Annotated in this window: 23 protein-coding genes and 1 tRNA gene; 20 read left to right on the forward strand and 4 right to left on the reverse strand. The window is 28.8% G+C overall.

Annotation, left to right across the window (positions count from 1 at the left end; all coding sequences use genetic code 11):
• The first annotated feature begins 12 nt into the window (after positions 1 to 12).
• Positions 13 to 1,422, forward strand: a complete 1,410-nt coding sequence (selA, locus tag KXZ80_RS03320; RefSeq protein ID WP_021432072.1) for an L-seryl-tRNA(Sec) selenium transferase — start codon at positions 13 to 15, stop codon at positions 1,420 to 1,422.
• Between the two features lie 2 nt (positions 1,423 to 1,424).
• Positions 1,425 to 3,308, forward strand: a complete 1,884-nt coding sequence (gene selB, locus KXZ80_RS03325) for a selenocysteine-specific translation elongation factor (protein WP_021432073.1) — start codon at positions 1,425 to 1,427, stop codon at positions 3,306 to 3,308.
• Between the two features lie 126 nt (positions 3,309 to 3,434).
• Here selB and KXZ80_RS03330 read toward each other — a convergent pair whose 3' ends face one another.
• Positions 3,435 to 4,481 (reverse strand): FAD:protein FMN transferase, encoded by a 1,047-nt coding sequence (locus KXZ80_RS03330; protein WP_021432074.1) that lies wholly within the window; start codon positions 4,479 to 4,481, stop codon positions 3,435 to 3,437.
• Between the two features lie 61 nt (positions 4,482 to 4,542).
• Between KXZ80_RS03330 and KXZ80_RS03335 the strand changes: the two genes are divergently transcribed.
• The 3 genes from KXZ80_RS03335 to KXZ80_RS03345 all read left to right on the forward strand — a co-directional run bounded on the left by KXZ80_RS03335 (position 4,543) and on the right by KXZ80_RS03345 (position 5,889).
• A complete protein-coding gene (locus KXZ80_RS03335) occupies positions 4,543 to 4,908 on the forward strand; it encodes a NusG domain II-containing protein (protein ID WP_021432075.1) in 366 nt (121 codons plus the stop codon).
• Positions 4,909 to 4,922: 14 nt separating this feature from the next.
• A complete protein-coding gene (locus tag KXZ80_RS03340) occupies positions 4,923 to 5,597 on the forward strand; it encodes a uracil-DNA glycosylase (protein ID WP_021432076.1) in 675 nt (224 codons plus the stop codon).
• A 195-nt stretch (positions 5,598 to 5,792) separates the two neighbouring features.
• Positions 5,793 to 5,889, forward strand: a tRNA-Sec gene (locus KXZ80_RS03345).
• Between the two features lie 51 nt (positions 5,890 to 5,940).
• Here KXZ80_RS03345 and KXZ80_RS03350 read toward each other — a convergent pair.
• Positions 5,941 to 6,660, reverse strand: a complete 720-nt coding sequence (locus KXZ80_RS03350; RefSeq protein WP_038285024.1) for a hypothetical protein — start codon at positions 6,658 to 6,660, stop codon at positions 5,941 to 5,943.
• An 80-nt stretch (positions 6,661 to 6,740) separates the two neighbouring features.
• Between KXZ80_RS03350 and KXZ80_RS03355 the strand changes: the two genes are divergently transcribed.
• Entirely contained in the window at positions 6,741 to 7,445 is a 705-nt protein-coding gene (locus tag KXZ80_RS03355) for a tRNA threonylcarbamoyladenosine dehydratase (RefSeq protein WP_021432078.1), read from the forward strand.
• Positions 7,446 to 7,587: 142 nt separating this feature from the next.
• On the opposite strand, the gene KXZ80_RS03360 is transcribed toward KXZ80_RS03355, so the two are convergent.
• Positions 7,588 to 8,412 (reverse strand): ComEC/Rec2 family competence protein, encoded by an 825-nt coding sequence (locus tag KXZ80_RS03360; protein WP_021432079.1) that lies wholly within the window; start codon positions 8,410 to 8,412, stop codon positions 7,588 to 7,590.
• 162 nt (positions 8,413 to 8,574) lie between these two features.
• Here KXZ80_RS03360 and KXZ80_RS03365 point away from each other — a divergent pair, with 162 nt between their 5' ends.
• The 4 genes from KXZ80_RS03365 (at position 8,575) to holA (ending at position 13,004) form a co-directional block, all read left to right on the forward strand.
• Positions 8,575 to 9,480, forward strand: coding sequence for a DUF2156 domain-containing protein (locus KXZ80_RS03365; protein WP_021432080.1), 906 nt, complete (start codon positions 8,575 to 8,577; stop codon positions 9,478 to 9,480).
• Between the two features lies 1 nt (position 9,481).
• Positions 9,482 to 10,648 (forward strand): GNAT family N-acetyltransferase, encoded by a 1,167-nt coding sequence (locus KXZ80_RS03370; protein ID WP_021432081.1) that lies wholly within the window; start codon positions 9,482 to 9,484, stop codon positions 10,646 to 10,648.
• A gap of 84 nt (positions 10,649 to 10,732) precedes the next feature.
• The gene (locus KXZ80_RS03375; RefSeq protein ID WP_021432082.1) at positions 10,733 to 12,019 is read left to right on the forward strand and encodes a ComEC/Rec2 family competence protein; all 1,287 of its coding nucleotides are present in this window, start codon (positions 10,733 to 10,735) and stop codon (positions 12,017 to 12,019) included.
• Positions 11,973 to 13,004 carry a DNA polymerase III subunit delta gene (gene holA, locus KXZ80_RS03380; RefSeq protein WP_038285025.1) on the forward strand — a complete coding sequence of 344 codons (1,032 nt, stop codon included), beginning with the start codon at positions 11,973 to 11,975 and terminating at the stop codon, positions 13,002 to 13,004. Before KXZ80_RS03375 ends, holA begins: the two co-directional genes overlap by 47 nt.
• Positions 13,005 to 13,372: 368 nt before the next feature.
• Here holA and rpsT read toward each other — a convergent pair whose 3' ends face one another.
• Positions 13,373 to 13,639 (reverse strand): 30S ribosomal protein S20, encoded by a 267-nt coding sequence (rpsT, locus tag KXZ80_RS03385; RefSeq protein WP_021432084.1) that lies wholly within the window; start codon positions 13,637 to 13,639, stop codon positions 13,373 to 13,375.
• A 275-nt stretch (positions 13,640 to 13,914) separates the two neighbouring features.
• Between rpsT and gpr the strand changes: the two genes are divergently transcribed.
• The 10 genes from gpr (at position 13,915) to dnaJ (ending at position 25,832) form a co-directional block, all read left to right on the forward strand.
• On the forward strand, positions 13,915 to 14,871 hold the full coding sequence (gene gpr / locus KXZ80_RS03390) for a GPR endopeptidase (RefSeq protein WP_021429798.1): 957 nt from the start codon (positions 13,915 to 13,917) through the stop codon (positions 14,869 to 14,871).
• 12 nt (positions 14,872 to 14,883) lie between these two features.
• The gene (gene spoIIP, locus KXZ80_RS03395) at positions 14,884 to 15,855 is read left to right on the forward strand and encodes a stage II sporulation protein P (RefSeq protein WP_021432085.1); all 972 of its coding nucleotides are present in this window, start codon (positions 14,884 to 14,886) and stop codon (positions 15,853 to 15,855) included.
• A 9-nt stretch (positions 15,856 to 15,864) separates the two neighbouring features.
• Entirely contained in the window at positions 15,865 to 16,122 is a 258-nt protein-coding gene (locus KXZ80_RS03400; RefSeq protein WP_021429890.1) for a hypothetical protein, read from the forward strand.
• A 133-nt stretch (positions 16,123 to 16,255) separates the two neighbouring features.
• Positions 16,256 to 18,061 carry a translation elongation factor 4 gene (gene lepA / locus KXZ80_RS03405; RefSeq protein WP_021432086.1) on the forward strand — a complete coding sequence of 602 codons (1,806 nt, stop codon included), beginning with the start codon at positions 16,256 to 16,258 and terminating at the stop codon, positions 18,059 to 18,061.
• 259 nt (positions 18,062 to 18,320) lie between these two features.
• Positions 18,321 to 19,652 (forward strand): APC family permease, encoded by a 1,332-nt coding sequence (locus KXZ80_RS03410; RefSeq protein WP_021432087.1) that lies wholly within the window; start codon positions 18,321 to 18,323, stop codon positions 19,650 to 19,652.
• Between the two features lie 194 nt (positions 19,653 to 19,846).
• On the forward strand, positions 19,847 to 20,977 hold the full coding sequence (hemW, locus tag KXZ80_RS03415) for a radical SAM family heme chaperone HemW (protein WP_021432088.1): 1,131 nt from the start codon (positions 19,847 to 19,849) through the stop codon (positions 20,975 to 20,977).
• A gap of 103 nt (positions 20,978 to 21,080) precedes the next feature.
• A complete protein-coding gene (gene hrcA / locus KXZ80_RS03420; RefSeq protein ID WP_021429927.1) occupies positions 21,081 to 22,100 on the forward strand; it encodes a heat-inducible transcriptional repressor HrcA in 1,020 nt (339 codons plus the stop codon).
• Positions 22,101 to 22,115: 15 nt separating this feature from the next.
• Positions 22,116 to 22,670, forward strand: coding sequence for a nucleotide exchange factor GrpE (gene grpE / locus KXZ80_RS03425; protein WP_021432089.1), 555 nt, complete (start codon positions 22,116 to 22,118; stop codon positions 22,668 to 22,670).
• A 67-nt stretch (positions 22,671 to 22,737) separates the two neighbouring features.
• A complete protein-coding gene (dnaK, locus tag KXZ80_RS03430) occupies positions 22,738 to 24,576 on the forward strand; it encodes a molecular chaperone DnaK (protein ID WP_021432090.1) in 1,839 nt (612 codons plus the stop codon).
• 104 nt (positions 24,577 to 24,680) lie between these two features.
• Positions 24,681 to 25,832, forward strand: coding sequence for a molecular chaperone DnaJ (gene dnaJ / locus KXZ80_RS03435; protein ID WP_021432091.1), 1,152 nt, complete (start codon positions 24,681 to 24,683; stop codon positions 25,830 to 25,832).
• The last annotated feature ends 57 nt before the right edge of the window (positions 25,833 to 25,889 follow it).

Consider the following 25,889-nt stretch of genomic DNA (forward strand, 5'->3'; position numbering starts at 1 on the left):
AGAGGAACTTTAATGAATAAAAGAGAATTATTTGCTCAATTACCTTCAGTAGATGAGATGTTAAACCAAGAAATGATAATAAATGCGTTAAATGAATATCCAAGAAATATTTTACTTGAAGGTATAAGAGAATCTATAGAAGAAAAAAGAAGAGAAATAGTAGAACTAAAAGAGGAAAATTTTGATAAGTTTGATATAACTATAGATGAAGTAGTGAGAAATACAATTAATAAATGTAATTTAAAATACTCATTATCATTAAAGAAAGTGATAAATGCTACAGGAACAGTACTTCATACAAATCTAGGAAGATCACTTCTTAGTGAAAGTATAAAAGATGAGCTTTGGGAAGCGGCATCTAGATATTCAAACTTAGAGTATGATATAGACAAAGGTCAAAGGGGTTCAAGATATACCCATTTAACAGATACTATAAAACGATTGACTGGGGCTGAAGATGTATTAGTAGTTAACAATAATGCAGCGGCTGTACTACTGGTATTAAGCACTATGGCAAAAGGTGGGGAAGCTATAGTATCTAGAGGTGAGTTAGTTGAAGTTGGTGGTTCTTTTAGGATACCTAGCATAATGTCGTTAAGTGGAGCTGATCTAGTTGAAGTTGGGTCAACTAATAAAACTCATTTAAAAGATTATGAAGAAGCAATAAATGAAAATACTAAAGTTCTTATGAAAGTTCACACAAGTAATTATAGAATACTTGGATTTACACAAAGTGTGGATGTAGATGAATTATGTGAACTAGGCAAAAAACATGATTTACCTGTAATTGAGGATTTAGGTAGTGGTGTTTTCTTAGATATATCTAAGTATGGATTAAGTTATGAGCCAACAGTATTAGATTCTATTAGAAAAGGTGCAGATGTAGTTACTTTTAGTGGAGATAAGATGCTAGGTGGGCCTCAAGCAGGTATTATAGTTGGTAAAAAAGAATATATTGAAAAAATGAAAAAGAATCAACTTACAAGAGCTTTAAGAGTAGATAAACTAACTATATGTGCGTTAGAAGCTACATTAAGAATGTATTTAGACGAAGAAAAAGCAAGAAAAGAAATTCCAACATTAAAAATGTTAACTTATACAATGAATGAATTAGAAGAAAAAGCTAATAACTTATATGAAAAAATAAAACATTTAGATAAATATGCAAATATAACAATTGAAGATGGGTTATCTCAAGTTGGAGGGGGCTCTATGCCTTTAGAGACTATAGATTCTAAAGTTATATCTATAACTCCTAAAAATATAAATGTTTCAACATTAGAAAAGAAACTTAGATTAAGTGATGCTCATATTATAGCTAGAGTATATGATGATAAGTATGTATTAGATTCAAGAACTATATTTGAAGATGAATTTGAAATTGTAAAAAATGAATTAGAAAAAGCTTTAATAGGAGGTTAAACATGAAAAACGCAATAATAGGAACGGCTGGACATATAGACCACGGTAAAACCACTCTTATAAAAGCACTTACAGGAAGAGAAACAGACACATTAGCTGAAGAAAAGAAAAGAGGTATATCTATAAATTTAGGATTTACCTACTTTGACTTACCAAGTAATAAAAGAGCAGGGATTGTAGATGTTCCAGGACATGAAAAGTTTATAAAAAACATGTTAGCAGGAGCATCTGGACTTGATATGGTTTTATTAGTTGTTGCGGCTGATGAAGGGGTTATGCCTCAAACTGTAGAACATATGGATATTTTAACATTTTTAAATATAAAAAAAGGAATGATAGTATTAACTAAAAGTGATACTGTGGAAGAAGACTTCAGAGAGTTAGTAAAAGAGGATATAAGAGAAAAAGTTAAGGGAACATTTTTAGAAGATGCAGAAATTATAGAAGTAGACTCTATATCTAAAAAAGGGTTAGATAATCTTATCAATAAAATTGATAAAATGACTGATGAAATAGAAGATAAAAACTTAGAAACTCCAGCTAGACTTAATATAGATAGAGTATTTTCTATAAAAGGATTTGGTACAGTTGTAACAGGGACTTTAATAGAAGGTAAAATAAGTATAGACGATGATCTAGTAATATACCCAAAAGAGCTTAAAACAAAGATAAGAAGCATACAAGTTCATGGAGAGGGTGTTGAAACAGCTTATGCTGGGCAAAGAACAGCTATAAACATATCTAATGTTAAGGTTGAAGAGATTAACAGAGGAGATGTGTTAGCATCACCTCATTCACTAGAAGAAGCAATGATGTTAGATGTTAGATTAAGTGTTGTTAAACATACAGATGCAGGACTTAAACACTGGGATAGATTAAGACTTTACCATGGTACTAGAGAAATACTTTGTAGAGCAGTACCTTTAGAGGTAGAAGAAATAATGCCAGGAGAAAGTGGTTTAGTTCAACTTAGACTTGAAGAAAGTATAGTTGCCAAAAAAGGAGATAAGTTTGTCGTTAGAAGATATTCTCCTATGGAAACAATAGGTGGAGGTATAGTTATAGATACTAACCCAAGAAAACATAAGAGATTTGATACTAACATAATAGAAGCTCTTAAAATAAAGGAAAAAGGAGAGCTTTCAGATATATTAGAAGCTTATTTAAAAAATAACTCTAGAAACTATCCTAATATAAAAGAAATTATGAGCTATAGTGGAGAGAGTGAAGATAATATAAAGAAATCATTAGAAAAGCTTATTGGACAAGATAAAGTTATATGTATAAACAATATGTACATGCACATAAACCAATACAACACATTAAAAGAAAAAGCAGAAAGTGAACTTCAAGCATACCATAAGAAATTTAGATTAAGAGAGGGTATGTTAAAAGAAGAAGTTAGATCTAAAGTTGAAAGTAAATTTAAAACAAGAGATTTTGATGTTTTACTAGATTTATTTATAAATGATGATCTTATAAAAGTTAATGGAAATTTTGTTTCGCTAAAGAAATTTAATGTTGTATTTAACGAAAAGCAAATAAAAATAAAAAATGAGATAGAGAAAATATTAAACAATGCAGGCTTAAATAATATTTATGCAATTGAAGATATAACTAATAATAAAAAAGAATATGAAGAAGTATTGGAATCTTTAATAGGAAATACTGTTGTAAAAATTGAGGATAGTTATTTAATGTCTTCAAAAGTATACAATGATGCTAAAGAAAAGCTTATAAAGTATTTAGAAGAAAATAAAGAAATAACTTTAGGTGATTATAGAGATTTAGTTAATTCAAGTAGAAAAAACTGTATGATAATATTAGAAGATTTTGATAGAAATAAGATTACAAAAAGAGTTGAAAATAAAAGAGTATTATTTTAAAAAAAGTAAGTAGTGGTGGCTTACTTGATATGTAGTTGTTTTCTTTGCACAAAGACCTAAAAATCTCGGTCTTTAAGTGCTTCGAAAACAATTACATATCAAGCTTTGCCTGACTACTTACTTTTTTTAATTTTGGATGGTGAAGGTTGAGTCTTTAAGATTAAATGAATCTTTAAGACCTGGAGTTAGGTATATTTTTTTATCTTTTGTTATAAATATTGCTTCTGTGTTTGGTAGAGATTCTATTAATTTAAGTCCTTCTTCAGTTCCAAGTGAAAAAGCTGTAGTAGATAGTGCGTCGCAATTCATTGAATTGTTTGAGACTATAGTTACACTACTAAGTTCATTTTCAACAGGATACCCAGTTTTGGGGCTTAATATATGGTGATAAATTTTCCCGTTTTTTTCTATATATCTTTCATAAATTCCTGATGTAACTACTGAGTTATCTGTTGTTGATATGCTTCCTATCGCATTTCCTCTAGGCTTAGTTGGATCTTGAACTCCTATATTAAACTTATTTTTACCATCCTTAGATCCAATTGTAAAAATGTTTCCCCCTAGATTTACTATAGATCCTTCAATTTTTTGTTTTTTAAGATATTCAACTACTTTATCAGCAGCATAACCTTTAGCAATTCCCCCTAAGTCTAACTTTGTACCTTTGTGTTTTAGCATTACGCTATTATTTTTCTCATCTAAAATTATGTTTTTATAATTTATCGTAGGTAAAACTGAATTTATTTCATCTTGGCTAGGAACTCTAGCTTTTTCATTTCCTATATTCCATAGTTGAACTAATGAACCAACTGAAACATCAAAATGCCCATCTGATAAATCTGAAAAGTGCAGAGCTGTTTTTATAACTTTAAAAGTATCTGGAGATACTTTAGTATAAGACTTACCAGCATTTTCATTAATTTTATAAATATCACTAGATAATGTAGATGGATTCATTTTATTATCTATGTCTTTTATTATATTTTCACAATTATTTAAAATATCATTAGCTTCTTTTTCATTAGATTTAGTGTATAGTGTAACTTCATTAACAGTACCTAGGTAATACATAGTTTTTGAATATGTATTAATTTTTTGCCTAAAGATTAAAAATGAAAATATAGCTAAAATTGATAAAATTGCTATATAAAGTATAAGTTTTTTATTTTTCATGCTGTTTCCCCTTTATATTTATGATATATTTAATTATATTATAAATGCTTGGAGGATAAAAATGAAGAAAAACGATTTTTTTCTTATTTTATCAGTTTTAATCATAATAGGAATTTGGATAAGTTTTAGTTTTTTCAAAAACCAAGATAAAAGTGAAAAAATAGTTATATATTTAGATAATAAAGTATATAAAGAAATTCCTATTGATGCAACTGAAGACATAACTATAAAAACAGATTCTGGATTTAACAAGATTAAAATTCATGATAAAGGTGTTGAAGTCGTAGATGCATCGTGCCCAGACAAAGTATGTGTGAAAACTGGATTTATAGATAAGTCTAATAAAAATATAGTATGTATACCTAATAAGGTAAGTATAAAAATAATCAGTAATGAAAAAAATGATATAGACACAATAGCAAATTAAAAGTAGGTGAAGAAATGGTTAACATAGGAAACGATTGGGATGAAATATTAAAAGGTGAATTTGAAAAACCATATTATTTGAAATTAAGAGAGTTTTTAAAAGAGGAATATAAAAATAATATTATATATCCTGATATGCATGACATATTTAATGCATTGAAATATACATCATACAAAGATACTAAAGTACTAATCTTGGGTCAAGATCCTTATCATGGAGAAAATCAAGCTCATGGGCTTGCATTTTCGGTAAAGCCTGGGGTAAAAACACCTCCGTCTTTATTAAATATGTACAAGGAATTAAATTCAGAATTTGAATGCTTTATACCTAATAATGGATTTTTAGTTCCTTGGACAAAACAAGGTATATTACTATTAAATACAGCTCTTACAGTTAGAGCTCATGAAGCAAACTCTCATAAAGGAAAAGGATGGGAGACTTTTACAGATCATATAATAGAGACATTAAACTTAAGAGAAGATCCTGTAATATTTGTCCTATGGGGAAATAATGCTAGAAGCAAGAAAAAGTTAATAGACGCAAATAAACATTACATAATAGAATCTGCACATCCAAGTCCACTATCAGCTAGTAGAGGATTTTTTGGATCTAAACCATTTTCTCAGGTTAATGATATCTTAATTAAATTAGGAAAAGAGCCTATAGACTGGCAAATTCCAAATATATAAAATATATAATAAAAATAAAATCCTTTTAATATGTGAAAGGATTTTATTTTTTAAGGTTAAAAAAATTAAAATTCACAAAAATTAAAGTTAAATTATATAGAAAATTGTAAAAATATGAAAATGTTTGCTAAAAACAGTTGCATCAAAAAAATATATATGGTAATATAAGTTTGTAAGTGAGAGGACATCCCATATGGGGGTGGATGGGTGCTGGTGTGCCCTCTAGTCTTCAAAACTAGTATGAGGGGTTAAGAGCTTCTTGGGTGGGTTCGATTCCCACGCACTCCCGCCAATTAAATGAAAAGAACTTCTGTATAGAAGTTCTTTTTTTGCTTTTAATAACTTAATTATCTGCAAGGTTTTCTTTTTGACTCATTGTAAATTGTTTAAGGTCATTATCCCATATATATAATTCTTTTGAAACGTCTTTAGAAAAGGAATTATCATTTGATGAGATTGTTGAGACATATAGTATTTGGGGAGGGTAGTCGTCTAGAAAGTCCATACTTCCAGATACTTTGATTTTATCATTGCTTTTTAAATCTATTTTTTCGAAATATAGATCTTTTTTTAGTTTAGATGAATACTTAAGTCCTTCTTGATAAAATATCTCTATAAATTTTTTATCATTTGAGTATGTAGTTTCATCTTCACAATTTTGCTCAACTACTAAAAAATCTTTATAAAAATAAAATTCATTTATATCGTCTAAATTATCTACAATTGAATCAAATGAGTAAGTATTATCTTTATTTTTTACATAAAATGATATAAAAGATTTATTTTGAGGCAATCTTATAGAGAATGCTATATAGTTATTTGGACCATTTTCTAAATTTTTATGAATATCGAGTTGCATATAATCTATATATCTTATAAAATCTTCTTTATTAGTATCTTTTAAAATCTGAACAATCAAATTATAATTATCGTTATTAGATAGGGATTCTATAATATCTGAATGGATATTATTTTTAGAAGAACTTACGTCGAGTATTAAAAGCAGTGAAACTAATACATTTATTATAAGTATATAAAATAGAAAGTTAATTAATTTTTTCAAAGCATCACCCCTATTTGTATAATCGATATTAAATTATATTCTTGCACATGAAAAAAATTACACAAGGAGATATTTAAAGCATGAACAAAAATTTTAAAACTAGAACAGGTCTTATAATCGGAAATGAAGGAATTGAAAAATTACAAAATTCAAATGTAATTGTATTTGGAGTTGGAGGAGTAGGAAGTTTTGCTGCAGAGGCTATAGCTAGAGCCGGTGTAGGCAAGATGACTATTGTAGACTTTGATGATGTAGACATAACTAATATAAATAGACAAATACCAGCACTTCACTCAACTGTAGGAAAATATAAGGTTGATGTTATGAAAGATAGAATTTTAGATATAAACCCAAATATAGATATAAAAGCAATAAGAGCAAAATATACAGCTGAAAATAGTGAAGAAATATTATGCGAAGAATATGATTATGTTATAGATGCTATAGACATGGTTACTTCTAAAATTCATTTGATAGAAACTTGTGTTAAAAAGAATTTTAATATAATAAGTTCTATGGGTATGGGAAATAAGTTAGATCCTACAAAAATAGTAGTTACGGATATATATAAAACTCAAATGTGCCCCCTTGCTAAAGTTATGAGAAAAGAATTAAGAGATAGAAAGATAAAAAAATTAAAGGTTGTTTATTCAACAGAACAACCTGTAGAGTTAAAAGAAAAAATTATGAATGGAAAGAAAATAACTCCAGGAAGTATATCGTTTGTACCTTCAGTAGGGGGACTTACGATAGCGTCTGTAGTAGTAAATGATTTAATAAAGTAAACTAAAAAAGTGATTGTAGCTAAGTGCAAAGTGTCAAAAATTAATTCACCTTCATACAGGCTTTAAAATCTCGCCTGTAAATGGCGGTTGAATTAATCATTGACACTTTGATAAGGCTCAATCACTTTTTGTATTTACTTTACTATTTAGGTGGTGATGAGGTGGTTATGGTATTTCCGTCACTGTAAAAGGATAGGTGGCCTTGTTTATCAGTTCTGTATACTTTTGTGTTTGTTTTTGATAAATTAAGTAAAGTTTCTTTATGTGGATGTCCGTATTCATTATCATACCCACAAGATATAACTGCGACATCAGGAGTTATAGTGTTTATAAAATTTTCACCTGAAGAATTTTTACTACCATGATGAGCAACTTTTAAAAAATTTATATTACTTAAGTTAAAACTATTTAATATTTCTTGTTCATTTTCTAATGTGCAGTCACCTGTAAATAAAAATGATTTTTTACCATAGTCTAATTTGAAGACGATAGAGTTTGAATTATTATCTAAATGGGTATAAGAAGGATTTAAGACGGTTAATTTTATGTTATTGTCTAAACTTATGACATTTCCCTTTTCGAGGAATTGAGGATGAATATTTTTCATACTACAAGATTGAATTAGATTGTAATATGAATCGCTATTTACTTCTTTATTTGGAAGATAAACTTTGGAAATTTCAAATTTATCAATAACAGCATCTAAACTTCCTATATGGTCAGTATCTGGATGAGTAGCTATAACTAAATCTATATTTTTAACTTTTTTAGATTTTAAAAACTTTTTTATAATAAGAGAGCTATCTTCATCTCCTCCATCAACTAATATGTTAGTTTTATTTGGAGTTTGAATTAAGATACTGTCACCTTGACCTACATCTATTATATGTACTGATAGGAGCGTTTTTTTGCCACAACCAACCAAAAGTGTTATTATAATAAATGTTAAACATATGATTTTTTTCATTAAATACTCCAATCATTACCTGTTTATATTGAATAAATAAAGATAATATTAATAAATAAAAACATTATTTATTAGTTTAGACTTTAAACTTAAAATTAATTCAAATAAGCGGTAAAGTTGGGTATATAAATTAATATATAAGCATCAAAAGGAGAGTTATTTATGATTTTTAAAGAAATTGATATAAATGCATATGAGGAATTAAAACCTTTTTTCCATCATGTTGATTACGAAGCATGTGAATATTGTTTTACTACTTTATATATGTGGAGACATGTTTATAAAACTAGTTATTATGTAAATGATGATTTTGCATTAATTGTTGGAGAATATGAAGGAGATAGATTTTCAGTACTTCCATTAGCAAAAAAAGATAAAATACATGAAGCTTTAGAGTTTATGGTTGATTACTTTAAACATGAAGATCATCAAATTTATTTAAGAGCTGTTACAAAAGAAGTTGTTGAATTACTTCAAAAAGATTATCCAGGGAAGTTTAAATATATAGAAGAGAGAGATTACTTTGACTATGTATATGATGCTGAGGCTCTAAGAACATTAAAGGGAAGAAAGAATCAAAAGAAAAGAAATCATCTAAATTATTTCTTAAAAGAATATGAAGGAAGATTTGAATATAAGAAATTAGGAAAAAAAGAGTTTGGGGATTGTATAGAACTTTTAAGAGCTTGGGCTAGTAACAAAGCTGAACAAGGCGATGTAGATGATGGAATAGACGATGAATTTATAGGAATTAAAAAAATATTTGATAATTACGATGTATTAGAAGAAGAAGTTAAAGTAGCTGGAGTATATATAGATAATAAGTTAGAAGCATTTACTATAGGTGAATATATAAATGAGGATATGGCACTTATTCATATTGAAAAAGCTAATCCAGAAATCAGAGGGTTATACCAATATATAAATCAACAATTTTTAGTACATGAATTTGAAAATGTAGAGTTTGTAAATAGAGAAGAAGACCTAGGGATTGAAGGGCTTAGAAAAGCTAAGCTTTCATATCATCCATGCAAATTTGTAGAAAAGTATACGGTTATGGAGGCATAAAATGGATATAAGATATGCTAAGGGTGAAGATTTAGAGGACTTAAAAGATATTTGGAATTATTGCTTTGGAGATGAAGAATCATTTGTTGACTACTATTTTAACAATAAGTATAAGCCGGAAAATACTGTAATTGTTAAAGAAGACAACGAACTTAAATCTTCTCTTCAATTAAATCAATATAAAATAAAGTTAAATGAAAAAGTTTACGATACGTCATATGTAGTAGGCGTTTCTACGTTTCCAAATGCAAGAGGCAAAGGATACATGAAGGATATGATGGACTTTTCATTAAATGAACTTTATAAAAAAGGACAAGTAGTTTCGCTACTTATGCCTATAGACTATAGATTATATAAAAAGTATGGATATGAGCATTGTTATGATCAATTAGAATATAAACTTGACATAGATGGTTTAAAACAATTTAAAATAAATGGAGATTTTGAAAAAATAAATGAAAGTCATATAGATTATATGATTGATATTTATAACGAGTTTGTATCTAAATGTAATGGATATGTTGTTAGAGATAAATTTTATTATGAAAATTTATTTAAAGAAATAAAATGTGAAAATGGTCATATTTACATACATAAAGATAATGACTATGATGGATATATAATATATTTTCTTATGGGAGATACTATGTTTGTAAGAGAGATGTGTTATAAGAATATAAATTCTTTGAAGTCTATGTTAAAGTTTATTTTCAACCACAATACTCAATGCAAAAATATAAAAGTAATGTCTCCTATTACAGATAGTATAAGATTTATATTATCAAACTTAAAGGATAATGAGATAAGTTTAAAACCGTTTATGATGGGAAGAGTTATAAATGTTGAGGACTTTTTAAATGAAATTTATATAGAACATAAGGATTTAGATAGTGTATATATAAAAATTGATGATAATCAAATAAAAGAAAATGATAATGTTTTTGAAGTTAAGATTTTAAATAATAGAATAGTAGCTAAAAAAAGCAATAGTGAAGCTGACTTTAAATTGAGTATAAATAATTTCAGTCAAATGGCTTTTGAGTATACTGATATAAATCAAATTTTATTTGTAGAAAATATTGAGGTAACAGATAAAAATAAAAAAGCAATAGACTTACTAAATTCTATATTTGATAAAAAAGAAAATTATATAAATGAATATGTATAAGGAAAAAGTGTTTACTTTTTCCTTTTTTGATTTAAAAAATCTTATATGTACATAATTTAGAAAAGTATGTCTAGGAGATTTTTTATGAGAAGGCCAATATTTATAACGTTTTGTATAATGATAAGTATAAGCTTTATTGTTACAAGTTTTTATACAAATGAAGATTATAAAAATGATAAAAATTGTACTATAGAAATGGAAGGGCTAGTTAAAAATAAAGTAAATAAAAATAATTATGTCCAATACCAGATTGAAGATTATTTAATAAATGATTATTCTAATAAAATAGATATAAAGCCAGGTCAAATTATAAGCTTTAAAGGGGCGTTAAAAAAACATGAAAACTTTAAGGATGAAAAATTTGATTATAGTAGGTATCTAAAAAGCAAAGGGTATAAAGGGATTGTAGAAATAAATGATTATAAAATTATTGGAGATAATTTTATTTATATCAAATTGTTTAAAATAAAAGATAAAATAAGTAAAACAATAAAGTATTTATATAAAGACAAATCTAAATTTATAAATTCAATAATTTTAGGTGAAAAAGAAGGGATAGATTCAGAAGTAAATGAAATTTTTTCTAAAACTGGAGTAAGTCATATTTTAGCTTTATCAGGACTTCATGTAAGCATACTTATAACTATAATTGGATTTAGCTTTGGGAAAATAAACAATTTGCTTAAATTTGCTTTTTTAGCTTTTATACTGTGGAGCTACAGTATTATGGTTGGACAATCTCCGTCCATAATAAGAGCTATAGTTTGCAGCTTGATATCTTATTTGGCAATTTTTGTAGAAAAAAGGTCAGATAGTATAAATAACCTGTCTATTGTAGGTATTTCCTTAATAATAAATAATCCTTATGTGATTTATAATATAAGTTTCCAATTGTCTTTTCTTGCAACATTGTCTATAATATACTTCTATGGTTATATAAATGGAAAAATAAAAGTTAAGACCGTATCTCTTACTTTAGCGGCTAATATATTAACATCTCCAATAGTATATTTATATTTTAAAAATATATCTATTGTATGTATAGTTAGTAATATAGTAGTTGTACCACTTTTAAGTATAATTATATACATTAGCATTTTAAGTGCTATAGTATTGCCGTTTAGTTTAATTTTAACTAAAATAATGGTTGGGATTAACACAAGTATAATTGATTTTATATATATGACATTAGAATTTTTATATAATATAAATGGAAGCTTTATTGAATTTGAAAATTCTAATGAAATTTTAGTTATTGTATATTACATTTTAGTAGGAATTTTTATGATATATAAAGAAATAAAAACGATAAAGGAGCAAAGAAATGAATTACAAGGATATCATCAAGAGCATGAACAACAACGAATTTAAAAATGTATATCTTTTTTATGGAAGAGAGTTTTATTTAATAGAAAATGTAATCAAAACTTGTAAAAAAAGTTTGAATGAAAGTATGATAGATTTTAACCTAGATATCCTTGATGGAAAAGAACTGACATTAGATCAAATTTTAAGCAATGCAGAAACACTTCCATTTATGGATGAGAGGAAAATTTTAATAATAAAAGATTTTGAATTACTAAAGGGAAAGAAAAAAAACTTTTCAGATAGTGATGAAAGTGAGCTTATAGAATATATTGAAAAAGTACCTAGCACAACGGTTATAGTTTTCTTAGTTTATGGAGATGTAGATAAAAGAAAAAGTTTAGTTAAAAAAATCAACAAAGTTGGAATAGTTAATCATTGCGATAAGTTAAGTGATATGGATTTATTCAAATGGGTAAAGAATAGATTCAAGCAAAATGAAGTATATATAAATGATTCTGAAATCATGTATTTTATAGAGCAAGAAGGATATAGAGATAAAAACAGTGAAAAGACATTATCTGATTTACAAAACGAAATAAATAAAATAGCTTCATTTGTAGGCAAAGGAAATAATGTAACAAAAGCTATTATTGATAAATTATCTCAAAAGAAAGTTGAAAATGATATATTTAAACTAATTGATGAGATTGGAAATAAAAATTCATCACATGCAATGAAAATAGTAACGGATATGATTTTAGAAGGGGAATCTGTTCTTGGTATATTTGCTATGGTTTCAAAGCAATTTAAATTAGTAATGCAGGCAAGGCAATTACAAAACCAAGGGTATTCATCTAAAGTTATAGCTGAAAAACTATCAGCACATCCATTTGTAGTTACTAAGGCTTTAAAACAGGGGAGACTATTTGCTGATGAAGCTGTAGTTGATATGTTAAATTTTATATTAGAAAGTGATTTTAAAATAAAGAATGGACTAATGAAAGATAATTTAGCGGTAGAGATACTTGTAAGCAAGTATTGTCAATAAGGAATTGTTCAAAAGATTTAATATGTAGTTAGTTTTAGTATTGTTTAAAAATTTATCCATATGAAACTTTGAAGATAATTAAAGTATAGGGTAAATTCTTAAATAATACTTAACTAGTTTACTATTAATCTAGAATTTGAATAATTCCTTATTTTTTATGCTTAAGGAAATTATACTTAATTAAATTTTGTTGGTAACTTATGTAACATAGTGATACCAATGTTTTGGTGAAAGTAAAAAATGACATCTTGAGCAACGGACGGAGTCGTTGGCGACATGAGAGAAGCAAATTTTTTATATGTAGTTTTAAATAAACAGAAAAAGACCCTTGATTAAAATCAAGGGTCAATATCTATTTTAAACGGGAATTAAGCGTTCATTCCGTTTAACTTTTGAGCTAACTTAGCTACTTTTCTAGCTGCAGCGTTCTTGTGTATAGTTCCTTTAGAAGCTACTTGAGATATTCTCTTTTGAGCGTATTGGAATCTAGCAGCAGCCTCTTCTCTGTTTCCTGCAGTAACAGCTTCTTCGAACTTTCTTATTGCAGTTTTTATTTGAGATTTTCTAGCTCTGTTTAAAGCAGTTTTCTTCTCGATAACTTTTATTCTTTTCTTTGCTGATTTTATGTTTGCCATCTGGTTCACCCCCTCGTGAGTAGTTTATATTATTCATCGTCAACATATTAGATTTTAACAGAAATAAATCTAAAAATCAAGGATAATTATTATTAACTTTTTTAATATCTTTCCATTTGACTTTTTAGATTATAACCCAAATCAAAATATTTTACAACCTACAAATTAATTATTCTAAAAAAAATTAAATTAAATTTATTTGGTTATAAAATTATAAAATTTGTTAACAATGTTTAGTATGATTAAATTTAAACTTTTAAAATGGAGGAAGTTTTATGATAAGTTTAAGAACTGATTTAGCTCTAGAAGCTAGAGAAATATATGAACAAGGTAATGATGGAAGTAATATACCTGGAGTTAAAATAGATACAAAAGAATTAGATGATTGTATTGTAACTAAAGTTGAAGTATTAGATGAACAAGGCTCTCAAATTATGAACAAGGGGATAGGGATTTACACGACTATAGAAAGTAAGTTAATGAAATATGATGATGATGAATCTAGAGAGCAGGTAACTGAATATTTAAAAGATGAACTAATAGATATACTTGGAACTGATAAAACTAAAAAGACATTAGTTATAGGGCTTGGTAACTGGAATATAACATCAGATGCATTAGGACCGAAAGCTGTTTCTAAAACTCTAGTAACTAGACATATATTTAAAAACTACAACAAAGAATATGATGATGATTTTACAGAAGTTGCAGGTCTTAGTCCTGGGGTAATGGGAATTACAGGTATAGAGACAAGCGAGATTGTAAAATCAATAGTTGATATGATAAAGCCTGATAGAGTTATAGCAATAGATGCCTTAGCTTCAAGAAAAATGGAGAGAGTAAACTCTACGATACAAATTTCAACAGCTGGAATTTCACCTGGAGGAGGGGTTGGTAATAAACGAAAAGCATTAAATAAAGACTATTTAGGGGTAGATGTAATAGCGATAGGAGTTCCAACAGTAGTTGATGCTGCAACATTAACTAGTGATGTACTTGACCTTGCAATTGATAATCTTATGGAACAATCCAAAGAAAGCAAAGATTTTTACAACATGCTAAAACAGTTAAAAGAAGAAGAAAAATATCATTTTATAAGAGAATCATTAGAACCATATGATAAGAATTTAATAGTTACACCAAAAGATATAGATGATACGATTGAAAATCTAGCAGTAATAATAAGCGAAGGCTTAAATAGATCGCTTCATCCTGGGAGAATTGTAAATTAAGGAGGATATAATATGAGAAGAAAAGTTGCTAGTTTGAGCATTTTAACCTGTGTTATATGTGGGTTATGTTTTAAAACATCGTATGCACTAAATGAAGATGAGTTTTTAAAATTTCTTATAAATACAAGTTATCCAGAGACTAAGGTAGATACACCTAAATCTGAAAATGAAAAGGAAGCAAGTAAAGCGGAAAATAAATCAGAAAAAAAATCTACAAATAAAGAAGATGAATTTGTAAAGATGTATGTAGGAGAAGAAAATGTTCCTAAAGTTGAGGATTCATCCAAAAAAGAAAAAACTACAGAGACGGCATCTACAAGTAGCAAATATGTAGATAATGTATTAGCGACAAAAGATCAACCTCAAATTCTTATATATCATACTCATGGAGGAGAAACTTATGTAAATTCTCCAACTGGAAATTATCACTCTTATGATAAAGAAAATGCTACCCTTGAAATTGGAGCACTTTTAACTCAAGAATTAGATAAAAGAGGAAGATCTGTAGTTCACAATACTACTTACCATGATATGCCGGAGTTTACAGGTGCATATAGTAGAAGTTTAAAAACTATAGAAACAATGAAGGCAAAATATAAAAGCATTGATGTAATAATAGATTTACATAGAGATGGTAGAGATATAGCAAGTGAAAAAGCTAAGAAAGATTTCCATGATGCATGTACAACTAAAATAAATGGAGAAAATGTTGCTAAATTTTTATTTGTTGTAGGTGAAAAGAGTGAGAACTATTCTAACAATTTACAATTAGCAAAAGAAATTACAGCATTTGCTGAAAGTAAATACCCAGGAATAACAAGACCAGTAGTTAAAAAGCCAAAAGCAAAATTCAATCAATATAAGTCAGATAAGCCATTGTTACTAGAAGTAGGAGGAAATGCAAACACTATAGAAGAAGCACAAGCATCAGTTAAATATATTGCAGAAGTAATAGATGAATTTTTAAAAGAAAAAGGTATGTAGGATAAAACTATGAGCCGAATAGAACGTAAAAAAGAGGAAAAGATTAAAAAGCTATCTAGAAGGCCTATATATAGAGGAATGTTTATATTAACTATGGTTTGTGTAATAAGTGTATGCATATTTTTAGTGGATAAAGAGGCTACACTTATGATAGGAAAGATAGATAAGTACAACATAGAAGTTTTTATAGAAAACTTAAATGGTTCATTTATGAAAACTGTAAAAGATGTAGAAGAAAAAATAAGCAAACTTAATAATTTAAGATAAATTAGGGTTATCGATACGATAGCCCTAATATTATTTTAAGAACCTTTGTTTAAATTGTTGTATCAATATTTACATAATTGCGGATATATTATAAAATAAAAGTTATGATAATAATAAAAAGGAGGAATAAAAGGTGGACAGCAAACAAAGTAGAACGAGAAATTTTAGTATAATAGCGCATATAGACCATGGAAAGTCTACCTTAGCAGATAGATTAATTCAACATACAGGACTTGTTAGTGAAAGAGAGATGAAAGATCAGTTATTAGATAACATGGATCTTGAAAGAGAAAGAGGAATCACTATAAAGCTTCAAAATATTAGATTAGTTTATAAGGCTAAGGACGGACAAGAGTATTACTTAAACTTAATAGATACTCCAGGACATGTAGACTTCAACTATGAGGTTTCAAGAAGTTTAGCAGCTTGTGAAGGGGCATTACTTGTAGTAGATGCAGCTCAAGGTGTTGAAGCTCAGACATTAGCAAATGTTTATCTAGCAATAGATCAAGATTTAGAAATATTACCAGTTATAAATAAAATAGATTTACCAAGTGCAAGACCAGATGAAATAAAAACAGAAATAGAAGATATAATAGGGCTTGATGCAAGTGAAGCTCCACTTATATCAGCTAAAAGTGGATTAAACATAGAAGATGTACTAGAAGCTATAGTTAAAAATGTTCCAGCACCACAAGGTGATAAAGAAGCTCCTTTAAAAGCATTAATATTTGACTCATATTATGATGCATATAAAGGGGTTGTAGCATACGTTAGAGTATATGAGGGAACAGTTAAAAAAGGTATGACTATAAAAATGATGAACACTAATAAAAAGTTTGAAGTAACTGAAGTTGGTGTTATGGCTCCAGGACAAAGAGAGTTAGATGAGTTAAGTGCTGGAGATGTTGGATACATTGCAGCTAGTATAAAAGATATAAGAAGTTGTTGTGTCGGAGATACAATAACTGATGCTAACAACCCAACTGAAAATTCAATGCCAGGATATAAAAAGGCTACTCCAATGGTTTATTGTGGTATATACCCAGGTGAAGGAGAAAAGTACGAAAACGTAAGAGATGCTTTAGAGAAGCTACAAGTTAATGATGCAGCTCTTGAATTTGAAGCTGAAAGTTCAGCAGCATTAGGATTTGGATTTAGATGTGGATTCTTAGGACTATTACATATGGAGATAATCCAGGAGAGATTAGAAAGAGAATTCGATTTAGACATAATAACTACAGCACCATCTGTTATATATAAAGTAACAAAAACTGATGGGGAATTAGTTATGGTACAAAATCCAGCTAACTTACCAGAACGTGATGAGATACAAATGATAGAAGAGCCGATGGTAAAAGGTGACATAATAGTTCCTAAAGACTATGTAGGTACAGTTATGGAACTTTGCCAAGAGAGACGTGGAGATATGATAAATATGGAATACATAGATGAAAAAAGAGTAATGCTTCACTATGATCTTCCACTTAATGAAGTTGTTTATGATTTCTTCGATGCTCTAAAGTCTAGAACAAGAGGATATGGATCATTAGATTACGAGTTAAAGGATTATGTTCCTTCTAAGCTTGTAAAATTAGATATATTAATAAACAAAGAACAAGTTGACGCACTTAGCTTTATAGTTCATGAAAGTAAAGCTTACTCAAGAGGGAAGTCAATGTGTGAAAAATTAAAAGGTGAAATACCTAGACATCAATTCCCAGTACCTATACAAGCTGCAGTTGGTAATAAGGTAATGGCTAGAGAAACTATAAGTGCACTTAGAAAAGACGTTCTTGCTAAGTGTTACGGTGGAGATATATCACGTAAAAAGAAACTTCTTGAAAAACAAAAAGAAGGTAAGAAACGTATGAGACAAATTGGATCTGTAGAAGTTCCACAAAAAGCGTTCATGTCTGTATTAAAATTAGATAGCTAATTATTATAAAATGAAGGGAATTTTCCCTTCATTTTTTTTGTAGAAATAATCAAAAAATGTAGAAAATTTAGTATAAAAACTAACCAAAATTTAATAAAATAATGAGGTAATGGTTATCCTAAATTATAAAATAAATAAATTTATTTAAACTACCGTAAAAAAAAAAATAAAAGTGTCGAAATGTATTGTTATTTATAAAAAAATGTAGTAATATTCATATTGGACATTTTAATAAAGCAAAAATATAAGGAGGAAAACGATGAGCAACAAGGGACTTCAAAAAACTTTAGGTTTTTCGGCAGCGCTTTCTACAGTTGTTGGTATGGTTATAGGTGGAGGGGTATTCTTTAAACCTCAAGCTATATATTCAGCAACAGGTGGAGCACCAGGATTAGGTATGTTAGCATGGGTTATAGCTGGTGTTATAACAATAGCAGCTGGACTTACAGCAGCAGAGGTATCTGCAGCAATACCAAAAACTGGTGGTATGATGATATATATCAAAGAGATATATGGAGACAGATTAGGATTTTTAACAGGGTGGATGCAAGCGGTATTATTCTTCCCGGCGACAGCGGCAGCATTAGGTGTAATATTTGCTCAACAAGCAGCTACTTTAATAGGTCAAAGTGAGACTAATATGGCAGTTGTATTACCAATAGCATTAGGAATTATATTATTTTTAGCAGTTTTAAACACAGTAGGATCTAAATTAGGTGGAACAATACAAACTGTAGCAACTATATGTAAATTAATACCATTAGCTGTTATAATAGTATTCGGATTTATAAATGGATCAGGAGATAACTCAATAACAACTCCATTCATAGGTGAAAACTTATCTATGGGAGCTGTTTTAGGTCAAGTTTTAATAGCAGCATTATTCGCATATGATGGATGGATAAATGTTGGATCTATAGCAGGAGAAATGAAAAACCCAGGTAAAGACTTACCAAAAGCTATAGTTGGTGGTTTATCAATAGTTATGGCTGTTTATGTAGTTATAAACTTAGCTTACTTATGGGTTGTACCAGCTAGTGAAATGGCAACAGTAAGTGCTCCAGCATCATTAGTTGCAGAAAGAATATTTGGACCAATGGGTGGTAAAATAGTAACAGTTGGTATATTAATATCTGTATTCGGTGGATTAAATGGATACTTATTAACTGGACCTAGAGTATCTTACGCATTAGCTTGTGAAGGTACATTACCAGGAAGTAAAGCATTATGTAAGTTAAATAAAGGTGGAGTTCCAGCAAATGCAATATTCTTAATGGCAATACTTGCTTGTTTATATGCATTATCAGGACAATTCAACTTATTAACAGATTTAACAATATTCATAATATGGGTATTCTATGTATTAACTTTCATAGGAGTAATGAAGTTAAGAAAAGATCAACCAAACTTAGAAAGACCATACAGAGTGCCTTTATACCCAATAATACCATTAATAGCAATAGCTGGTGGATTATTCGTTATAGTTAACCAATTAATGAATAATACTTTAGTAGCTGCTGGTGGATTAATAGTTACGGCTATAGGGTTACCAGTTTACTCAGTAATGTCAAAAAAACAAAAAAATAATTAATTAATTATTTAAAAATAGATAAAAAAGAGATAGTAATTTTACTATCTCTTTTTTGTATTTAAGAAAATTATTACTTGGTTTATATAGAAATTCAATAAAGGAATGTTTTATGTGAATTTTAGATGAATAAGATTAGAATAGTTATGTTTTGAGGTATAATATATATAATTATATTTAAATATTAAGGAGTAATTATGTTAGGACTATATATACATGTGCCGTTTTGCGCGCAAAAATGTTATTACTGTGATTTTAACTCGTATAAAATTAATAGTAATCAAAAGAAAGAATATCTAATAAATATAGAAAGAGAAATGAAATTTTATAAAGGTGAATTTAAGGACAAGTGTTTTGATACAGTATTCTTTGGAGGAGGAACTCCAAGCATTTTAACTGTAGATGAACTGAAAGAACTTGTTAATAATATAAATGAGAATTTTAATATAAAAAAAGACGCAGAAATAACTATTGAATGTAATCCAGGAACAATAAATAGAGAAAAGCTTGAAGCTATGAAAAAAATGGGTATAAATAGATTGAGTATAGGGCTTCAAACTACTCAAAATTATCATTTAAAATCTATAGGAAGAATACATACATATGAAGAATTTGAGAAAAACTATTACGATGCATTAGATATAGGATTTAAAAATATAAATATAGATTTAATGTATGCGCTTCCAAACCAAAAAACTCAAGAATGGAAAGATACATTGGATAAAATTATAAAGTTAAATCCGTCACACATATCTGCGTATTCACTTATATTAGAAGAGGGAACGAAGTTATATGATATGTATCAAAATAAAGAATTTGAATTACTAGATGAAGATACAGATATAAATATGTATAACTATACAATCGATACTTTAAAAAGACATGGATATAACCAGTATGAAATATCTAATTATTCAAAAGAAGATTTAGAGTGTAAACATAATATTATATATTGGAAGTGTGACAACTATTTAGGGTTAGGTCCAGGAGCGTCAGGATTTATAGGGGATAGTAGATATTCAAATATAGAAGACATATGTGAATACAATAAGTGTATTATGCAAAATATAAGGCCTGTTAGTGAAGAAATAGAATTAACGAAAAAAGATAAGATAGAGGAATTTATATTTATGGGACTTAGAATGAATGAAGGCATAAATATAGATGTATTTAAAGAAAGATTTGATACAGATTTTTATGATATATATCAAGAAGTCATGGATAAGCTTATAAAAAGAGAGCTTGTTAGATTTGACGGAAAAAACATTTCTCTTACTCAAAAAGGAAGAGAAATTTCTAATAGTGTGTTCATAGAATTTTTAAATTAATCAAAAAGTGTTGACAAAGCAAATTTAAAGTGATATAAAATATATATAATCTTTTAGCACTCCAACTAAATGAGTGCTAACAAAAGAGGAGGCTTTGGATTATATGGAATTAAATGAAAGAAAACTAAATATCCTTAAAGCTATTGTTAAAGATTATATAGAAACTGCAGAAGCTGTAGGGTCTAGAACTCTTTCTAAAAAGTATGAGCTAGGAGTTAGTGCAGCTACTATAAGAAATGAAATGGCTGACCTAGAAGAATTAGGATATTTGATTCAACCTCATACCTCCTCAGGGAGAATTCCTTCAGAAAAAGGATATAAGTTATATGTTGATTCTTTAATGAGTACATGTGAATTAAATGATATTGAAAAGCATTTAATAGAAGAGTCAATAAACCAAAACATGAATTATATGAAAGATTTGATACATGAAACATCTAAGTTGATATCTAGGCTAACTAATTACACAACTATAGCTGTTACTAAAAATACATCAAATATTCAAGTTATAAAACATGTTCAATTGGTTGGATTAGATGAAAAAAGTATGGTTTTAATAATAGTTACAGAAAAAGGTGAAATAAAAAATACTATTATATCAACCAATATACAGATTGATCAATCTAAACTTAATTTAATTTCTGATAATCTTACTAAGAAGCTTTCAGGAAAAAATATAACTGAAATTGATGAAGATTTTCTAAACTATATAAAATATGAAATAACAGAAAACTCTTTATTTATTGATAAGCTTATTGATGCACTAAACTTCGATTTTGAAGAAAGCAACACAGCGATATCTTTAAGCGGGGCAACTAATATATTCAATTTTCCAGAATTTAGTGATGTTGTTAGAGCTAAAACATTTCTAAATATGCTGGAAGAGAAAGAAAATATATCGAGTATGCTTAAATCTAAAGGAATACAAAAAGAAAACCTAAATATAATTATCGGAAGCGATAATGAATGTGAGGTAGCTCAAGATTGTAGTATTATAACTGCAACTTACAATATAGATAAAAATGTAGTAGGTAAAATAAGCTTGATAGGTCCAACAAGAATGGATTATTCAAAAGTATACTCTATATTAAATTACATGGGACTACTACTAAACAAAAAATAGTTAGGGGTGTAAGTTTTGGAAAACAATATACAAGAAGAATTACAAGAAGATATAAAAGATAATGCATCAGAGGAAGTAGAAGAAGTTATCGAAGAAGCTATAGAAGAGGCTACTGAAGCTAAAGAAGTAGATGAAGCTGATGAGAAGGATAGCAAGATAGAAGAACTTACAGATACTCTTCAAAGACTTCAAGCAGAGTACGCAAACTATAGAAGAAGAACTCAACAAGAGAAAGAAACTATGGGTGTATTTGCTAATGAAAAAATATTAAATGAATTAATACCTGTTATGGATAACATGGAAAGAGCTATGGATGCTTGTACAGATAAAGAAGATAACATGTATAAAGGCATAGATATGGTGCAAAAACAATTAAAAGCTACATTTGAAAAATTCGGACTAGAAGAAATAGAAGCTGAAGGTCAAGAATTTGATCCAAACCTACACTTAGCAGTTATGCAAGAATCAGTAGATGGAACACCAGCAAACCAAGTGGTTATGGTTTTACAAAAAGGGTATAAATTAAGTACAAAGGTGCTAAGACCATCAATGGTTAAAGTATCTTGCTAACATAGAATAAAAAAATAAAATTGAATTAATATCAATTAACATATAAATTTTTAAGGAGGATATTAAAATGGGAAAAATAATAGGAATTGACTTAGGAACAACAAACTCTTGTGTTGCAGTATTAGAAGGTGGAGAACCTCAAATAATAGCAAATAGCGAAGGAATGAGAACTACACCATCAGTAGTTGCATTTACAAAAGATGGAGAAAGAATAGTAGGAGAGCCTGCTAAAAGACAAGCAGTTACTAATGCAGATAGAACAATAATATCTATAAAAACTCACATGGGAACTGATTACAAAGTTAATATAGATGGAAAAGATTATAGTCCACAAGAAATATCAGCTATAACATTACAAAAATTAAAATCAGATGCTGAAAGCTACTTAGGGCAACCTGTAACTGAAGCTGTTATAACAGTTCCAGCATACTTTACAGATGCTCAAAGACAAGCAACTAAAGATGCAGGTAGAATAGCAGGACTTGATGTTAAGAGAATAATAAATGAGCCAACTGCAGCTGCACTTGCTTACGGTATGGATAAATTAGATCAAGAAAAGAAAATATTAGTATTTGACTTAGGTGGAGGAACATTTGACGTATCTGTACTAGAAATAGGAGATGGAACTTTTGAAGTTTTAGCTACTGCTGGTAACAACAGATTAGGTGGAGATGACTTTGACCAAGTTATAATAGATTACTTAGCTGAAGAATTCAAAAAATCTGAAGGTGTAGATTTAAGAAATGATAAAATGGCGCTTCAAAGATTAAAAGAAGCTGCTGAAAAAGCTAAAAAAGAATTATCTTCAACAATGAGTACAAATATAAACTTACCTTTCATAACAGCTACAGCTGAAGGACCAAAACATCTTAACATAGATTTATCAAGAGCTAAGTTTGATGAGTTAACAGCAAGCTTAGTAGAAAAAACTATGGAACCAACTAGAAGAGCATTACAAGATGCTGGACTTTCAACTTCTGATATAGATGATGTATTATTAGTAGGAGGATCTACAAGAATACCAGCTGTTCAAGAAGCTGTTAAGAAATTCATAGGAAAAGAACCTCACAAAGGTATAAACCCAGATGAATGTGTTGCTGCAGGTGCTGCTATACAAGGTGGAGTTTTAGCTGGAGATGTTAAAGACTTATTACTTCTAGACGTTACTCCATTATCTTTAGGAATAGAAACTATGGGTAATGTAATGACTAAGATAATAGAAAGAAATACAACAATACCAACTAAAAAATCTCAAGTATTCTCAACTGCTGCAGATAACCAAACTGCTGTTGATATACATGTTTTACAAGGTGAAAGAAGTATGTCTTTTGACAACACTACTTTAGGTAGATTCCAATTAACTGATATACCACCAGCTCCAAGAGGAATACCTCAAATAGAAGTTACTTTTGATATAGATGCTAACGGTATAGTACACGTTACAGCTAAAGATTTAGGAACAGGAAAAGAGCAAAAGGTAACTATAACTTCAGGAACTAACTTAAGTGAAGAAGAAATACAAGCAAAAGTTAAAGAAGCTGAGATGAATGCTGAAGTAGATAAACAAAAGAAAGAAAAAATAGAAGCATTAAATCAAACTGAAGCTACTATATACCAAATGGAAAAAACTTTAGCTGATGCTGGAGATAAAGTTGATGCTAATGCTAAATCTGAAGTTGAAGAAGAAATAGCTAAATTAAAAGAATTAAAAGCTAAAGAAGACGTTACAGCTGAAGAATTAAATAAAGCTTTAGAAGAATTAAACAAAAAGTTCCACAAAATAGCTGAGCAAATGTACCAACAAACTGCTCAAGATCAACAAGCACAAGGTGGAGCTGAAGAAGAAGCTAAACAAGATGACAATGTAGTAGATGCTGATTTCAGAGAAGTAGATGATCAAAAATAGTATTTGAAAATCAACGTTACTTGTATATAATAAATATATAAAATTAATAATAGCTTGTAGACGTCTACAAGCTATTGTTATGTAATACGAAGGTGGTGGCAAGCGTGGCTAAAAGAGACTATTATGAAGTATTAGGTGTCGACAAAGGTGCTGATGCACAAACGTTAAAAAAAGCATACAGAAAACTTGCAATGAAATATCATCCAGATAGAAACCCAGATGATAAAGAAGCAGAAGCAAAGTTTAAAGAAGTAAACGAAGCATATGAAGTATTATCAGATGATACAAAGAGATCTAATTATGATCAATTTGGTCATGATGGTGTAAACGGAGGCTTCGGAGGACAAGGCGGATTTGGAGGCTTTAACGGTGGAGCTGGAGGCTTTGAAGATATATTCGGAGATATATTTGGTGATATGTTCGGAGGCGGTTTTGGCGGAGGAAGACCTAGAAGAAGAGGTCCTGAACGTGGAGCTGACATAAAACAAACTGTAACTATCACATTTGAAGAAGCTGCATTTGGAGTTAAAAAATCTATAAAGATAAATAGAACTGAAGAGTGTAGTGAATGTCACGGAAGCGGCGCAAAAGATGGAACATCTAAAAAAACTTGTCCAACATGTAACGGTTCTGGAGAGGTTAGAACAGCTCAAAGAACACCATTTGGAAATATAATGAGTACTAGAACTTGTTCTACATGTAACGGAGAAGGAGAAGTTTTAGAATCACCATGTCCTAAATGTAGTGGAAATGGAAAGATTAGAAAAACTAAAACTATAGAAGTTGATATACCAGCAGGTATAGATAATGATCAAATAATTAAGTTAAGTGGTCAAGGTGACTTAGGATCAAAAGGTGGACCTAGGGGAGACTTATATATAATAGTAAATGTTAAGCCTCATACATTATTTACAAGAGATGGATATGATGTATACTTTGAATTACCTATAACATTTGTTCAAGCTGCACTTGGAGACGAAATAGAAGTTCCTACTTTAGATGGTAAAGTAATGTATAATGTTCCAGCAGGAACTCAAACAGGAACAGTATTTAGATTAAGAGAAAAAGGTATATCAAAAATGAGAGGGAATGCAAGAGGTGATCAATATGTTAAGGTTACAGTTGAAATTCCTAAAAAATTAAATGATAATCAAAAAGAACTTCTAAAAGCATTTGCGGAGTCTTGTGGAGATGAAGTTCATGAAAAAAAGAAGACTTTCGGACAAAAGATAGAAGACTTTTTTAAAGGAAAATAAAAGTATAAGATAAAATGAACTCTAATTAGAGTTCATTTTTTGATGTATAAAAAAACT

The sequence above is a fragment of the Paraclostridium bifermentans genome (genome assembly GCF_019916025.1).
GTDB lineage: Bacteria > Bacillota > Clostridia > Peptostreptococcales > Peptostreptococcaceae > Paraclostridium > Paraclostridium bifermentans.